The organism is Noviherbaspirillum saxi, assembly GCF_003591035.1.
Taxonomy (GTDB): domain Bacteria; phylum Pseudomonadota; class Gammaproteobacteria; order Burkholderiales; family Burkholderiaceae_D; genus Noviherbaspirillum; species Noviherbaspirillum saxi.
This window is the reverse complement of the sequence record NZ_QYUO01000001.1, coordinates 495,589-511,014: the sequence shown is the minus strand read 5'-3', so window position 1 is coordinate 511,014 and position 15,426 is coordinate 495,589. Positions and strand designations below refer to the sequence as shown.

Genomic DNA, 15,426 nt, shown 5'->3' with positions numbered 1-15,426 from the left:
ACAATTATTGCTTGATGCTCTGGCTATCCGAACTCTTGGTCATCTGGCGAAATTCGTCGTCGGAAATGTATTCGAATACCTTGACGACCTTTTGCACCCCATTGACGCCGCTGGCGACCTGCCCGGCCAATTGTCCTTCACGCTGAGTGACGCGGCCCATCAGGTAGACGATGCCGCGCTCGGTCACGACCTTGATCGAATTGGCATACAGATCGCGCGCATCGACAAAGGCCGCCTTGACCTTGCCGGTGATGAGCGAATCATTGGAACGGGATGTAAAACTTGAAGTGCCGGCGATTTCGAGGTCATTGACGATGGACTGTACGCCTTCGATGGCGCCGACTTCGCGCTCGACCGCTGCCTTCATCGCTTCGTCGCGCACTTCGCCAGTCAACAGCACCTTGCGGTTGAAGCTGGTGACATTGACGTGGCCTGCGTTGCCGACCAGATTCGGTATCCGGGTCTCGCCCTTGAAAACGATCGCCTTGTCTTCGGTCTGCGCGCCGAAGGTACGCCTGTCGGTTGCTGAGAGCGTGCCGACAACTGCACTGCCGACTGCCATTTCGACGCAGCCCTGCAGGCTGGCCACCACTACGCCGCACAGAATTGTCGCGGCCAAAGGACGTGTAATACGCGTCCACTTATTCATCCGGTTCCTCCCCAAATAACGCGACATCGATCCCGTCGCACAAACAATGAATGGTCAGCAAATGCACTTCCTGGATACGTGCAGTCCGGTCGTGCGGCACGCAGATATGCACGTCGCCGTCGGACAGCCGCTTGCCGATCGTGCCCCCGCCCTTGCCGGTCAGCGCAATGACGCGCATGTCGCGCTCCATTGCGGCATCGACCGCGGCCAGCACATTGGCCGAATTTCCCGAGGTCGATAACGCCAGCAAAATATCGCCGGCCTGCCCGAAAGCCTGTACCTGCTTGCTGAAAATGTCATTGAAGCTATAGTCGTTTCCGACCGCTGTCATGATTGACGTGTCGGTCGTGAGCGCCAGTGCCGGCAAGGGCAAGCGCTCGCGCTCGAAACGGCCGACCAGTTCGGCGGCGAAATGCTGGCAATCCGCGGCCGACCCGCCATTCCCGCAGGCAAGTATCTTGTTGCCGTTAGACAAAGCGGTGAACATAAGTTCAACTGCTTGTGCAATCGGTTCGGCCAGCACGGCGGCGGCTCTGGTCTTGAGTTCGGCACTTTCCTGGAAGTGCGCTTGTATGCGTTGGTTTGTCATGATGCCGGGAATTATAGTGCACGAGGGAGGTATTCGATCCTTGTCGGAGTCGAGGTGGCGGCGGGCCGTGTCAAATCGACCATGCAAGCGCTCATTGTTCGATCGCATTCCTTAACCACGACAAGGCGTCGCCATCGATTGCCACCACGTCGAAGCGGCAGGCCGGCGGCATGCGATAACGTTGCAGAAAAATTTGCGCGGCCAGTATCAGGCGCGCCTGCTTGCGCCCGGTGATGCTGGCGGCTGCACCACCGTAGCGGCTCGCCGCACGCTTGCGCACTTCGACAAAGACGAGGCTGCTGCGGTCTTGCATGATGAGATCGATTTCTCCACCCTTGCAGCGGAAATTGCGCTCCACCAGTGACATGCCTTGCTGCTGCAGATAATGCAACGCTCTGTCTTCACCTTGTGCGCCAGCGATCTGTTCGGCGGTGCGCGGACGACTGAATGCGTTCAGCAAGCCCATTACGGAAGCTCCGTGATCGGTACGACGCTACCATCGCGATAGACGGCGCGCTGCGCAGTCCGCTCCAGACGCATGCTGCCCGAACGGAACCGCACAGCCAGTTTTCCGGTGACGCCATCGAGTTCGAAGCTGTCGCCTTGAAGGGCGATCTCGCGTGCGACACGATAGGCATCGATGCCGATCGCATAAAAACGTTCAAGGTCTGCACTGCGCTTCTGGTCGGCAGCGACCACAGGCCGCGGATAAACCATGACCGCTGGGTGGTCGGGCTGCAATTGCCATGGCATATCGACCAAGCGCGCGCCCTCCATGTCGACCATGCGATCTTCGAGACTGTGATCCAACAAGGCGAAAGGATTGAGCTGCGAAGTGCCATACAGGATGACACTGCTGCCGATGATGGCGCGCACCTGGCGCGCCTGCCTTGCGTCGAGCGCCGCAAACAGAATGGCCGGCTTGTCGGAGGGCAGATCTTTTTTCAACTGCAGCAAGCTACGACCATTGAGAAAGCCGTCATTGGATGCAAGTTCGAGTTGTTGCGATTGCCGCCCGCGTTGCTGCCATTGGATGTCGAATGCCTTCGCGGCACGGCGTTGCCATGCGACACCGGTGTAAAGGATGACCGCCGTCGCACCGGCATTGTCGCGTGCAGCCCATTCGGCGGCCTGTCGCGCTTCATCTTCGATCGACAAACCCAGACTTAGCATCTGGGGCGGCATGGTTGCAGGGGCATCAGATGCAGTCTCGATCTGGGCCAGTGCAATTGTCGGCTTGGCGAGGCTGCCGCTCTGCACCACCGCTGCAACACCGCTGCGCGACAAGGGGCCGACCACGATATCGTTCAACGCTGTCGCCTCCTGGTAGCGACTCAACACCTCCTGCGGCGCATCGCCACTGTCGATAATGCTGAGATCGATTCCGTCGGGCTCGCGCTCGTGAGCAGCCTGTACACCGGCGCGCACCGCGTCGGCAACCGGGCCGAGCGTGTCAGAGCGCAGGGGCAGCAACAAACCGACGCGTACCTGCCTTGGCGCAATGTATGCGGGCGCTTCGCGCAGAATGGACAAATCCGTTTGCGCCATGATCCATGGCGTCGAGGCGGCCGGCGCAGCATTGGCGGCAGTTGTGGTAGTTGTATTTGCCGCCAAGGGCAGGCAGAATCCACTCAGCACCGCCGCCAGCGCACCCGCTCTTGCCAATTGGCTCAACATTCACGCTCCCTCATGACTTCGTCCGCTTCCGACATCCCCACCCTTGCCTCCCTTCGGCAAGAGCTGGCGCAACAAACCTATCCGTTGTCGACATTATATGTGGTGGCTACTCCCATCGGGAACGTCGGGGATATCACGTTGCGAGCCATCAATGTGCTGGCCATCGCGGACGTAGTCGCTTGCGAAGACACGCGCAACACCGCGCAGCTGCTCACGCGTTATGGCTTGTCCAAAGAATTGATTGCCGCGCATGAGCATAACGAGCGCGAGGTAGCGGACAAGCTGATCGCCCGCTTGCACGACGGGCAACGGATTGCACTGGTTTCCGATGCCGGCACGCCGGCCGTTTCGGATCCTGGTGCACGCATCGTCGACGCGGTGCGCGCCGCCGGACTGCGCGTCATGCCGCTGCCGGGTCCTTCCGCCGCCGTGTCGGCATTGTCGGCAAGCGGTTTGCTCAACGATCGGTTTTACTTCGTCGGTTTCCTGCCTTCCAAATCCAAACAGCGTGAAAGTGTTTTAGATGGCTTGCATGCCGTGCCTGCAACGCTGATATTTTATGAGGCGCCGCACCGGATTGCGGAAACAGTCGATGCGCTGGCAGCCGCTTTCGGACCAGAGCGGCAAGTGGTCTTTGCCCGGGAACTGACCAAACTGTTTGAAGAGATGCACCGTTGCCCACTTGGAGAGGCAGCTGCCTGGCTTGCAGCGGATGCGCATCGCGAACGAGGCGAATACGTGGTGCTGGTCGAAGGCGCGCGGCCCACTGACGACAGTGACGATGCGAATGCCGAACGCGTGCTCGGCATCCTGCTGGACGAATTGCCATTAAAGCAGGCTGCGGCTCTTGCAGCGCGCCTCACCGGGAAGAAAAAAAATGCCTTGTATGAACGCGCGCTACAGTTGAAAGGCAATTCCTGATTAGCGTTGCACGATCACTGGCTTCATTCCGCTTTCCTGCAGTTGCACTGCTACGGCGGCAGCCTCCGCTCTTGTCGCAAACGGACCGCCGAACAGGCGATGGACTGGCCCTGATCCTACGATTTCGATTGTCTCCAGCTTGCCTGCGGTCTGTTGCATCAGGCGTGCGCGAACCGAGTCCGCATTGGTTGCCTGCGCGTAGGCGCCAAGCTGCAGATAGTAAGCCGAACCGGGCCTTGCACCGGCGCCGATACTGCCGGTCGACGTTACAACGGCGGGAACGATGCCCATTGCCGCATCGGCCGTTGCAAGAACAGTTTCCGGCAACGCAAACGTCGATGTGTCGTTCGTCAATGCGACAGGCGTCGCTTCAACCACCGCGCCCGCCTGGCTCGTTACGGGTTTCACATTTGTCTGCGACACCGGCATGTCCGCCACGCGCTTGGCGGCCGCACCGCTGTTCATTCGCGCGATGTCGTCCGGCAGCAAGCGTTCGACCTCCAGTTGGCTGCTGCCATTGCTGAGATAGCCGAGCTTGAGCGCAGCCGTGTAAGACAGATCAATGATGCGCCCCGAGTGAAACGGCCCCCGGTCATTGACTCTGACGATCACCTGCTTGCCATTCGACAGATTGGTGACGCGCACATACGATGGAATCGGCAGCGTGGGATGCGCGGCTGTCATCTTGTACATATCGTACAGCTCGCCAGACGCTGTCTTTTGCCCATGGAATTTCTTGCCGTACCAGCTGCCGACACCACGCTGCTTGAACGGACGCTCGTCGGTCATCGGGGTATAGGTCTTGCCGAATACAACATACGGACGGCTGTTCCTCGCATAGTAAGGCTCGATGCGCGGTTCGGCATCGGGCGTATCGAGCAAGCCTTCCGGCGGCGAATCGCCGGGGCCATCGTCCATGTAGTAACCGCCACGTCCTGAACCCGCACGCGGAAGGACAGGTAGTGTCGAACTGCTTGATTTTGTCGCCGGCGCCGGACTTGCGGACTTTTCGGCAGCCGGCGGATTGACCGGAACGCTGTTGCAGCCGATCAGCGCCAGCGGCGGCAGCATGATCAGAAGCAGCCGTGCGACGCCCTGATAGCGGCGCGCTTGAATGCGCATTGACATCGCGCTCTCCCTGAAATGCTTGTTATCGATGCAAGGCGCACAAGAGTCGGTCGATCAGCGCGCCAGGCAAAACTGGCAACAGTGTGCCTCGGCAAGACATTTGCCGCAAGGAGAGAGTTTTAAAAAATTGTAAGAGAACCATGCCGCTCGCCGGAGTCGGCGAGCGTTGCGGAGGGATCGACCGTCAGGCTGCCGGTGTCATTTTGCCCGGCATGATCGAAGGTCAACGTGTCAGCTTTGCACCAGCTTGCGATGGCGCTGTATGCTCATCAGCATGCCCAGTCCCAAGCTCAAGGTTACGAAGGCGGTGCCGCCGTAACTCATGTAAGGCAGAGGTACGCCGACCACCGGCAGGATGCCGCTGACCATGCCCATGTTGACAAAGGCATAGGTGAAAAAGATCAGCGTGATCGCACCCGCGAGCAGGCGGCAGAACACTGTCGGGCCGTTTGCCGCGATCAGCATACCCCGCCCGATCAGCAACAGGTAGAGCACCAGCAGCACAAGATTGCCTACCAGGCCGAACTCTTCGGAATACACGGCGAAGACAAAGTCGCTCGTTCGCTCGGGAATAAATTCAAGATGCGCCTGCGTCCCTTTCATCCAGCCCTTGCCACTGATGCCGCCCGAGCCGATCGCAATCATGGATTGAATGATATGAAAGCCTTTGCCGAGCGGATCGGTGGTCGGATCGATCAGCGTCATCACGCGCTGGCGCTGATAATCATGCAGCACCGACCATACGACAGGCAGACTTGCGGCACCGGTGATCGCGAGTCCGATCAGCACCTTCCAGGACAATCCTGCCAGGAAGATCACATAAAAGCCGGCCGACATGACCAGGATGGCTGTGCCAAGATCGGGTTGCTTGGCGATCAGGCCGACGGGAATCGCCAGCAGTACGCCGGCCACGGCGAATTCCTGCCATCGCAACTGACCCTCGCGCTTTTGGAAGAACCAGGCCAGCATCAAGGGCAGCGCGATCTTGAGAAGTTCGGAAGGCTGAATGACGACGCCGACGTTCACCCAGCGCCGCGCGCCCTTCTTGATGATGCCGAAGGTGGCAACCGCAATCAGCAACGCAACGCCAACGGTATAGAGAGGAACGGCAATGCGCATCAACATCGCCGGCGGCATGATTGCGGCGATCCACATGACGACAAAGGAAATCAGGATGTTGCGCATGTGTCCTTCGAAACGCCCGGGCGCATCCAGGCCGGCCGAAAACATGCAGATGGTGCTGACCGATAAAATCAGGAACACGATGAGCGCCAGCGGGCCGTCGAACACAGCCAGGTAGGGTTTGATGGTCGGCCACAGGGCGCGACGTTCAGTCAATTGCATGGTGGCCATCAGTCTACATTTCCCATGGTTTCGGCGCCCGGGCGCGGACCGCCGATCGACTCCGATTCAGCCTTCACTGCCGCCGCCGGCCGGGTGGTGGTGACATCCACTTTTTCAACCGGCGCAGCCGGTTTGTCCTTGTCTTCAGGCCGCTTGCCGAGCAGATAGTAATCGAGCGCCTTGCGCACGATAGGGGCGGCGGCGGCCGAACCGAAACCGCCGTTCTCGACGATGATACCGATGGCAATGCGCGGATTGTCGACCGGAGCAAACGCGGTGTACAGCGAATGGTCGCGATGCCGCTCGTCGATTTTGCTGGCATCGTACTTTTCATTCTTCTTGATCGCGATCACCTGTGCCGTACCGGTCTTGCCCGCCGAGACATAGCCGGCCTTTGCGAATGCGCGCGCAGAAGTGCCTTCCTTGACCACACCGGCCATCGCATTCTTGACGAAGTCGATATTCTCCTGCTTGAGCGGAATACGGTAACTCTCTTTGGGAACCGTCAGTGTGCGCTCCTTGGTCGCGCCGTTTTCGATGATCTTGACCAGATGGGGCTTCATCACCACGCCGTTGTTGGCAAGGATAGCCGTCGAATGCGCCAGCTGCAGCGGCGTGAACGAGTTATAGCCCTGGCCGATGCCGATGGAGATCGTCTCGCCCGCATACCACTTCTTTTGCTCCGGACGACGATAGGCATTGCGCTTCCAGGCGGTCGACGGCAGGATGCCGGGCCGCTCGTGTTCGAGATCGATGCCGGTAAGCTGGCCGAATCCGAACGGCTTCATGAAGTCGTGGATCGTATCGACGCCGAGTTCATTGGCGAGGATGTAATAGTAGGTATCACAGGAATGCACGACGGACTTGTACATGTCCACCATGCCGTGGCCGCCTTCCTTGTCGTCGCGGAACTTGTGATTGCCGAACCAGAAATAGCCCGGGTCGGAAATGGCCTGGTTGGGCGTGCGCCTGCCCAGTTCCAGCGCAGCCAGCGCCATGAAAGGCTTGTAAGTCGAGCCCGGCGGATAGGTGCCGATCAGCGGGCGATTCAGCAGCGGCCGGTCCGGTGAATTGTTCAGTGCATCCCAGCTCTTGGGATCGATGCCGTCCACGAACAGATTGGGATCGAAGGTGGGTTTGGAGACATAAGCGAGAACATCGCCGGTGGCGGGCTCGATTGCCACGAGCGCGCCGCGCCGGTCGCCGAATGCTTCCTCGACCACTTTCTGCAACTCGATATCGATGGACAAGATCAGGTTATGGCCCGGTGTGGCCGGTGTGCGCGACAGCGTGCGCACCGCGCGTCCGCCGGCGGATACTTCGACTTCTTCGTAACCGGTGGTGCCGTGCAGGATCTTTTCGTATTTCTTTTCCAGCCCTTCCTTGCCGATGTAATCGGTGCCCGCATAATTGGCGGCGTCTTCCATCTCTTCGATTTTTTCCGCATCGCGCTGGCTGACGCGGCCGATATAGCCGATCACGTGCGAGGCGGTTTCACCCAAGGGATACTGGCGGAACAGGCGCGCCTGGATTTCAACGCCGGGGAAACGATAGCGCTGCGCCGTGAAACGCGCCACTTCCTCATCGGTGAGGCGGGTGCGGATAGGCACGCTTTCGAAGTTCTTTGCTTCATCCAGTAGTCGGCGGAAGCGGCGTTTGTCCTTGGGCTGGATATCGACCAGCGTAGCCAGGCTTTCGATCACCGCATCCAGCGGTTCGGCCAGCTTCGAGGGCGTGATTTCAAGCGTATAGGCAGAAAAATTGCGCGCGACCACCACGCCGTTGCGGTCGAGGATCAAGCCGCGATTGGGAACGACCGGCACGACCGATATGCGGTTGTCTTCCGCCTGGCTGGCATAGTGGTTGTGCCTGACGACTTGCAGCCAGACGAAGCGCGTCGCCAGCAGGCCGAAACAAATCAGCACGAATATTCCGGCGACGGAAAGCCGCATGCGGAACAGGTGCACTTCGCGTTCGGTGTTTTTGAATTCGGTCATGATCCTTCTTGCGCGGATGAAGTCGATCCGCCCATGCCATTACGCTGCCCTGCTGCCGCGACGGCAACCGGGCCGATGCAAATGCCCTCAGCAGCATTCGCCATTTTCCAGCTCAGTCCGTCATGCGGACTGCCAAACAAGTCTTGACGCTTGCATCAGATCGGCCGCGTGTCATCGCGATTGATGGCGCGGCGCTGCGGCGCCAGCAGAATTGCAGAAACGATGGGCCACAGTGCGGCGGCGACGATGCTTTCCAGAAAATACGACCAGCCGGGAAACTTGCCGCTGACGAGCATGCGCACCACCAGTTGCACCGTCTGCATGAACAGCAGCAATGGCAGCACGTGCGTGGCCTGCGTCGGTATCTTGAACCACAGCACCCGGCGATGGATCATGATCGCGAAATACGACAGCAAGGTATAGGACAAGGCGTTTTCACCCAGCAGGCTGGCATCATGGACATCCATGAGCAGGCCCATCATGAATGCTATGCCGATGCCGACTTTACGCGGCTGATGAATGCTCCAGAACACCAGGACCAGTGCGACGAAATCCGGCACGCCGACCCAGTGGCCCCAAGGCAAGAGATTCAGCAAAAAGGCGAGTACCAGGCTGGAGACAATGAACAGCGGATTCGCCGGCAACAGGATGTAATGCGGGCTATTCATGGCTTTTGTACCTGGGCAGGAGTCGGAGTCGCAGGGGGAACAGGGGCGGGCGCCGTACCGGTTGTCGCTTGCGCGTTCGAATTGTTGCGTGCCGGCGCGACCGGCCGCGTTGCAGCCGCCGCCTTGTTGGAGGTAGCGGTACTCGTCGCATCGGGCTTGCTTGCAGCAGCGGCAGGTGCCGCTACCGCAGGTTTGGCTGCAGCAGGTTTGGCTGCAGCAGGTTTGGCTGCAGCAGGTTCAGCAATTGTCGCAGGCGTTGCGGAATGCGCCGCAGGAGCTGGCTTGGGTGCATCTTTCGCCACATCCTTGACGGCTTCCAGCGCTTTCTTCTTGCTGGCTTTGTCTTTCTTGTCTCTCGCCTCTTCCGGCGCGGGCCGCTCCGGGAAATTGCTTTCAGTAAGCAGGATCAGCAACTGGCGGTTGCGATCCACACCGGCTACCGGCAGGCAATTGATGCGGGCAAAGGCATCGGAAGATTTGCTTTCTACCTGGGTCACCTTGGCGACGGCCAAGCCCGCCGGATAGATGCCGTCGATACCCGAGGTGATCAGCATATCGCCGCTCTTGATGTCGGCATTGGCGGGCATGAAGCGCAGATCGAGCGCACCGGAATGGCCTTGTCCATAAGCGATGCTGCGCAAACCGGTGCGCACCACCTGAACCGGAATGGCCTGATCCTTGTCGGTCAGCAGCGTGATCTCGGAAGTAAACGGAAAGACACGGGTGACCTGACCGACCACGCCCACATCATCGATCACCGGCTGTCCCGGCCGTACGCCGTGCCGGCTGCCGCGGTCAAGCACGACCTTGCGGGTGAACGCATCGCGCGCGTCGTACAGGATTTCGCTCATGATCGACTTGACCGGCAAGCGTTCGTTCGCATCGAGCAGGCGGCGCAGCTGTGCGTTTTCGGCGGCAAGCTGCTGCACCTGCTGCAGCGTATGCGCATTGGCGACCTGCTCCTGCTTGAGCTTGTTGTTTTCGCGTTGCACCGAGGACAGCGACGAAAAATAGTCGCCGACCATATAGACCGCATCGCGCGGGAGCAGCGCCACGACTTGCAGCGGGTAGAGACCGGTACCGACCAGCTGGCGGATCATGCCGAGCGTATGCAAGCGCGAATCGGCAATCAGCAGGACCAGTGCAATCAGGGAGAAGAACCCCACTTTGGCGCGCGCGGAGGCGCCTTGCTTGAAGAGTGGCGGTGGACTGTATTCCATCAGGGGCTAACTATATTCCGGGAATGTGACTGGGATATCGGTCCGCCTGGCGCGCCCGGTATTGACCGCCGGGCGCGCGTGCATTGTGTATTACTCGTAGGAGAAGATGGAGCCGAGCTTGTCCATCCGCTCGAGCGCCATGCCGGAACCGCGCACCACGCAGGTCAGCGGATCTTCGGCGACGATGACCGGCAGTCCGGTCTCTTCCATCAGCAGACGGTCCAGGTCACGCAGCAGCGCGCCGCCGCCGGTCAGCATCATGCCTTTTTCGGCAATGTCCGCACCGAGCTCCGGCGGCGTCTGTTCCAGCGCGTTCTTGACGGCGGAGACGATGTTGTTGAGCGGATCGGTCAATGCTTCGAGGATCTCGTTGCTGGAAATCGTGAAGGAGCGCGGAATGCCTTCGGACAGGTTGCGGCCCTTGACTTCCATTTCTTTGACTTCGGAACCGGGGAAGGCGGAACCGATTTCCTTTTTGATCGCTTCGGCGGTCTGCTCGCCGATCAGCATGCCGTAGTTGCGACGGATGTAATTCACGATCGCTTCATCGAACTTGTCACCGCCGACACGGACCGAACCCTTGTACACCATGCCGCCCAGCGAGATGATGCCGACCTCTGTCGTGCCGCCACCGATGTCGACCACCATCGAACCGGTTGCCTCGGAGACCGGCAAGCCGGCGCCAATCGCGGCGGCCATCGGCTCTTCGATCAGGTACACCTGAGATGCGCCCGCGCCCAGTGCGGATTCGCGAATCGCGCGGCGTTCGACCTGGGTCGAACCGCAGGGGACGCAGATGATGATGCGAGGAGAAGGCTTGAACAGTTTGGAATCATGGACCATGCGGATGAACTGCTTGAGCATCTGCTCGGTCACCGTGAAGTCAGCGATCACGCCATCCTTCATGGGACGGATCGCTTCGATATTGCCTGGAACTTTGCCCAGCATCTGCTTGGCTTCCTTGCCGACCGCCTGGATGGTTTTCTTGCCATTCGGGCCACCCTGCTGGCGAATCGCCACGACCGACGGCTCGTCCAGCACGATACCCATGTTACGCACGTAGATCAGCGTATTGGCGGTGCCCAGATCGATTGCCAGGTCGTTAGAAAAATAACTGCGTAAAAATCCAAACATGTAGTGTCCTGATGCGCAACAATGGCGCGCTTAACATTGGTGGTGAAAATCCGGGTAACCTTTGCGGTTTACTACACTGGGCCGGCAAGGTCTTAACCCGTCATTCTACCTTATAATTTAACCGAAATTAGTCGAGGGAAACTCCAAAAATGTGGTCCGGATACACGCTTTATCGGCCCTTTTGACAAGTTTTTGCCAGAACTAAAACACATTTGTTTTCTGAAAATACCGACCGACAACGGTCCGTTCCAACTACATAATCATGTCACTCGACCTCAACGACGTTAAGCGCCTCGCCCGTCTCGCGCAACTCGATCTGGATGAAGCCCAGGCCGGCAAAACCCTAGCCAAGCTCAATGGCATCTTCGATCTCGTGGAGCAGATGCGCGCAGTCGATACCAGCGGCGTCGAACCTCTGAATCATCCGATTGCCGCCTATCAGGACAATGTTGCATTACGTCTGCGCGAAGATCAGGTATCCGAGCCAAACCGCCGTGACGATTACCAGGAGGTCGCGCCGGCAACGCAGGACGGTCTGTACCTCGTGCCCAAAGTCATCGAATAACCTCTTGTCGGAATATCTACTGGTCCATTCGGGACCGGCCGCACACCTTATGCATACCAAGACCCTAAAAGAACTTTCCGCATTGCTGCATGCAAAACAGGTTTCCGCCACTGAACTGGCGAGGCTGTTCCTTGACCGCATCAAACAAAGCGACCTGAACGCCTTCATCCACGTCGATGAAAACCTGACACTGCAGCAGGCTGCGGAATCGGATGCGCGCATTGCCAAAAATGACACGACACCGCTAACCGGCATTCCCATCGCGCACAAGGACATCTTCGTTACGCGCGGCTGGCGTTCCACCGCCGGCTCGAAGATGCTCGCAAATTACGCCAGCCCCTTCGATGCAACTGTGGTCCAACAGTTCCGCACAGCAGGTATGGTCACGCTGGGAAAACTCAATTGTGATGAATTCGCCATGGGTTCTTCCAACGAGAACTCTTTCTTCGGCCCGGTGAAGAACCCCTGGGACCGCAATGCGATTCCCGGCGGCTCGTCCGGCGGCTCGGCGGCTGCCATTGCCGCGCGACTGGCACCGGCCGCCACCGCAACCGATACCGGCGGTTCGATTCGCCAGCCGGCATCGCTGTGCGGCGTCACCGGCATCAAGCCTACTTATGGCCGCGTCTCGCGTTTTGGCATGATCGCTTTTGCATCGTCGCTGGATCAGGGCGGACCGATGGCGCAGACCGCGGAAGACTGTGGCCTGCTGCTCAATGCGATGACCGGCTTCGATCCGCGCGACTCGACCAGTCTTGAGCTTCCGGCGGAAGACTTCACGCGCGACCTGAACAACAAGCTGCAGGGCTTGAAGATCGGCATCCCGCGTGAGTATTTCGGCAAAGGCCTGGCGCCGGATGTGGAGCAGGCGGTGCGCGCAGCGCTTGCCGAATATGAAAAGCTGGGCGCGACACTGGTCGATATCTCGCTGCCGAAAACCGAGCTGTCGATTCCGGTGTACTACGTGATCGCGCCGGCCGAAGCATCGTCCAACCTCAGCCGCTTCGATGGCGTGCGCTATGGCCATCGCGCCAAGGAATACAAGGACCTCGGCGACATGTACCGCAAGTCGCGCGCGGAAGGCTTCGGCGATGAAGTCAAGCGCCGCATTCTGGTCGGCGCGTATGTGCTGTCGCACGGTTATTACGATGCCTACTACCTGCAGGCGCAAAAGATCCGCCGTCTGATCGCGCAGGATTTTCAGAATGCATTCACGCAGTGCGACGTGATCATGGGCCCGGTATCACCCACCGTGGCATGGGATCTCGGCGACAAGACCGATGACCCGGTGGCCAACTATCTTGCCGATATTTTCACGCTGTCGACCAGCCTGGCCGGTTTGCCCGGCATGTCGATTCCCTGCGGGTTCGGCCAGGGCGACAAGAATGGCAAGCGTCCGGTCGGACTGCAGATCATCGGCAATTATTTCGAAGAAGCGAAGCTGCTCAATGTCGCGCACCAGTATCAGCTGGCGACCGACTGGCACCGCCGCGCACCGGAAGGCGTATAAGCATGACGCCGCGCGCCATCGTCGCTGGAGCACTGCTGTCGCTGGCTGCAGCCAGCGCGCTGGCGCAGCAGCTCGATGCGCGCTTTTCCTGCAGCACCACGCGCAAGGACGCAGCGGAGACGACCACCTATGCCGACAATGGCGAGTTCCGTCTCAACGGCAGCCGGATCGAAGCCTTTCGCTGGGAGTCGTCCCTGTTTCGCAGTACGCATGGCTTCGATTGCAGTATCGATGAAAGCGATGGCTTGCAAGCCGAGGTCCGCGACGACAACACGCGCGCAAGCTGGCGCGTCGCGCTCAAGGATGCACCCGCTGCGCGCGCACAACGCGGCTTCGATTTCGGTCGGCGCTTGAATTGCTCGATCCGGCTGGAGCGAGACGGCGATACCCTGAGCGTCAAGCCAAGCTGTCCCGCCCTGTGCGGATCGCGCGAGAATTTTTCGGAATTGTCGATCCACCTGAAGACCGGACAATGCCGGTATGAAGAATAATCAGCAACCTGCCGCCCGTTTGCGTCTGCTTGGCGCAGGCGGCGGGAAGCAAGCAAAATGAGGACAACACCATGCAATGGGAAGTCGTAATCGGTCTTGAGACGCACGCGCAACTCTCGACCCAATCCAAGATATTCAGCGGCGCGTCGACACGCTTCGGCGCCGAGCCAAATACGCAAGCCTCGCCGGTCGACCTCGCGTTGCCTGGCGTGCTGCCGGTCATGAACAAGGGCGCGGTCGAACGCGCGATCCAGTTCGGCCTGGCGATCGGTGCCAAGATTGCGCCGCAATCCATCTTCGCGCGCAAGAATTACTTTTATCCCGACCTGCCCAAGGGATACCAGATCAGCCAGTATGAAATTCCGGTAGTCCAGGGCGGCACGGTTTCCTTCGTGCTTGAAAAGGATGGCAAGGCGGAGATGCGCAGCGTACAACTCACGCGCGCGCACCTGGAAGAAGACGCCGGCAAGTCGCTGCATGAGGATTATCACGGCATGTCCGGCATCGACCTCAACCGCGCCGGCACGCCGCTGCTCGAAATCGTGACCGAGCCCGACATGCGCAGCGCCGCCGAAGCGGTCGCCTATGCGAAATCACTGCATTCGCTGGTGATGTGGCTGGGCATTTGCGACGGCAACATGCAGGAAGGATCGTTCCGCTGCGACGCCAACGTATCGGTGCGCCCATTCGGCCAGAAGGAATACGGCACGCGCTGCGAAATCAAGAACCTGAACTCGTTTCGCTTCCTTGAAGAGGCGATCAACTATGAAGTGCGCCGCCAGATCGAGTTGATCGAGGATGGCGGCAAGGTGGTGCAGGAAACCCGCCTGTACGATCCGGATCGCAAGGAAACGCGCTCGATGCGCAGCAAGGAAGACGCGCAGGATTACCGCTATTTCCCCGATCCCGATTTGCCGCCGCTGGTCATCGCGCAGGACTGGATTGATCGCGTGAAGGCCAGCATGCCGGAATTGCCCGGCGCGATGCGCGAGCGCTTCGTCAACGATTATGGCTTGCCGGAATACGACGCGGCGGTACTGACCCAATCGAAAGCGATGGCCTCGTATTTCGAAGCCGTGGTCGGCAAGGCCGGCAGGGAGCAGGCCAAGCCCGCCGCAAACTGGCTGATGGGCGACGTGTCATCGACGCTGAACCGCGAAGGCGTGGACATTGCCGACTCGCCAGTGAAAGCGGAACAGCTTGCGCTGCTATTGCAAAGAATCGCCGACGGCACGATTTCCAACAAGATCGCCAAGGAAGTATTCGCCGGCATGTGGGAAGCGAAGTCGGACAAGGCCGGCATCGCCGACGACATTATCGAGTCCAAGGGCTTGAAGCAGATTTCCGACAGCGGCGCGCTGGAAAAGATCGTCGACGAAGTCCTGGCCGCGAATGCGAAATCGGTAGAAGAGTACCGCTCCGGCAAGGAAAAGGCCTTCAATGCGATTATCGGCCAGGCGATGAAGGCTACCAAGGGCAAGGCCAATCCGGCGCAGTTGACCGAATTGCTGAAGCAAAAGCTGGTGGGTTGAA

General features: G+C 59.5%; 15 protein-coding genes. 5 read left to right on the top strand and 10 right to left on the bottom strand.

The window, feature by feature from the left end:
• Window positions 1-4: 4 nt before the first annotated feature.
• The 4 genes from D3871_RS02470 to D3871_RS02455 all read right to left on the bottom strand — a co-directional run bounded on the left by D3871_RS02470 (window position 5) and on the right by D3871_RS02455 (window position 2,915).
• Window positions 5-649 carry a BON domain-containing protein gene (locus D3871_RS02470; protein WP_119767466.1) on the bottom strand — a complete coding sequence of 215 codons (645 nt, stop codon included), beginning with the start codon at window positions 647-649 and terminating at the stop codon, window positions 5-7.
• Window positions 642-1,238 (bottom strand): phosphoheptose isomerase, encoded by a 597-nt coding sequence (locus tag D3871_RS02465; RefSeq protein ID WP_119767465.1) that lies wholly within the window; start codon window positions 1,236-1,238, stop codon window positions 642-644. Before D3871_RS02465 ends, D3871_RS02470 begins: the two co-directional genes overlap by 8 nt.
• Window positions 1,239-1,329: 91 nt before the next feature.
• Window positions 1,330-1,704: a YraN family protein gene (locus tag D3871_RS02460; RefSeq protein WP_119767464.1), complete on the bottom strand. Its 375-nt coding sequence runs from the start codon at window positions 1,702-1,704 to the stop codon at window positions 1,330-1,332.
• Window positions 1,704-2,915, bottom strand: a complete 1,212-nt coding sequence (locus tag D3871_RS02455) for a penicillin-binding protein activator (protein WP_119767463.1) — start codon at window positions 2,913-2,915, stop codon at window positions 1,704-1,706. The genes D3871_RS02460 and D3871_RS02455 overlap by 1 nt, the downstream gene beginning before the upstream one ends.
• Window positions 2,916-2,927: 12 nt before the next feature.
• Between D3871_RS02455 and rsmI the strand changes: the two genes are divergently transcribed.
• Complete coding sequence (gene rsmI, locus D3871_RS02450; protein WP_119767462.1) at window positions 2,928-3,836, top strand: 16S rRNA (cytidine(1402)-2'-O)-methyltransferase; 909 nt, start codon at window positions 2,928-2,930, stop codon at window positions 3,834-3,836.
• Here rsmI and D3871_RS02445 read toward each other — a convergent pair whose 3' ends face one another.
• The 6 genes from D3871_RS02445 to D3871_RS02420 form a co-directional block, all read right to left on the bottom strand.
• A complete protein-coding gene (locus D3871_RS02445) occupies window positions 3,837-4,958 on the bottom strand; it encodes a septal ring lytic transglycosylase RlpA family protein (protein ID WP_119769836.1) in 1,122 nt (373 codons plus the stop codon). It lies immediately after the preceding gene.
• 237 nt (window positions 4,959-5,195) lie between these two features.
• Complete coding sequence (gene rodA, locus D3871_RS02440; protein WP_119769835.1) at window positions 5,196-6,308, bottom strand: rod shape-determining protein RodA; 1,113 nt, start codon at window positions 6,306-6,308, stop codon at window positions 5,196-5,198.
• An 8-nt stretch (window positions 6,309-6,316) separates the two neighbouring features.
• A complete protein-coding gene (mrdA, locus tag D3871_RS02435) occupies window positions 6,317-8,305 on the bottom strand; it encodes a penicillin-binding protein 2 (RefSeq protein ID WP_119767461.1) in 1,989 nt (662 codons plus the stop codon).
• A 155-nt stretch (window positions 8,306-8,460) separates the two neighbouring features.
• Complete coding sequence (gene mreD / locus D3871_RS02430; protein WP_119767460.1) at window positions 8,461-8,973, bottom strand: rod shape-determining protein MreD; 513 nt, start codon at window positions 8,971-8,973, stop codon at window positions 8,461-8,463.
• Window positions 8,970-10,193 carry a rod shape-determining protein MreC gene (mreC, locus tag D3871_RS02425; protein WP_119767459.1) on the bottom strand — a complete coding sequence of 408 codons (1,224 nt, stop codon included), beginning with the start codon at window positions 10,191-10,193 and terminating at the stop codon, window positions 8,970-8,972. The genes mreD and mreC overlap by 4 nt, the downstream gene beginning before the upstream one ends.
• Before the next feature lie 90 nt (window positions 10,194-10,283).
• Entirely contained in the window at window positions 10,284-11,327 is a 1,044-nt protein-coding gene (locus tag D3871_RS02420) for a rod shape-determining protein (RefSeq protein WP_119767458.1), read from the bottom strand.
• 262 nt (window positions 11,328-11,589) lie between these two features.
• On the opposite strand from D3871_RS02420, the gene gatC reads away from it, so the two are divergent.
• The 4 genes from gatC (at window position 11,590) to gatB (ending at window position 15,425) form a co-directional block, all read left to right on the top strand.
• Window positions 11,590-11,892, top strand: a complete 303-nt coding sequence (gatC, locus tag D3871_RS02415) for an Asp-tRNA(Asn)/Glu-tRNA(Gln) amidotransferase subunit GatC (protein WP_119767457.1) — start codon at window positions 11,590-11,592, stop codon at window positions 11,890-11,892.
• Window positions 11,893-11,941: 49 nt separating this feature from the next.
• Entirely contained in the window at window positions 11,942-13,402 is a 1,461-nt protein-coding gene (gene gatA / locus D3871_RS02410) for an Asp-tRNA(Asn)/Glu-tRNA(Gln) amidotransferase subunit GatA (protein WP_119767456.1), read from the top strand.
• Between the two features lie 2 nt (window positions 13,403-13,404).
• Window positions 13,405-13,893 carry a hypothetical protein gene (locus D3871_RS02405; RefSeq protein ID WP_119767455.1) on the top strand — a complete coding sequence of 163 codons (489 nt, stop codon included), beginning with the start codon at window positions 13,405-13,407 and terminating at the stop codon, window positions 13,891-13,893.
• A 71-nt stretch (window positions 13,894-13,964) separates the two neighbouring features.
• On the top strand, window positions 13,965-15,425 hold the full coding sequence (gene gatB / locus D3871_RS02400) for an Asp-tRNA(Asn)/Glu-tRNA(Gln) amidotransferase subunit GatB (protein WP_119769834.1): 1,461 nt from the start codon (window positions 13,965-13,967) through the stop codon (window positions 15,423-15,425).
• Window position 15,426 lies beyond the last annotated feature (1 nt).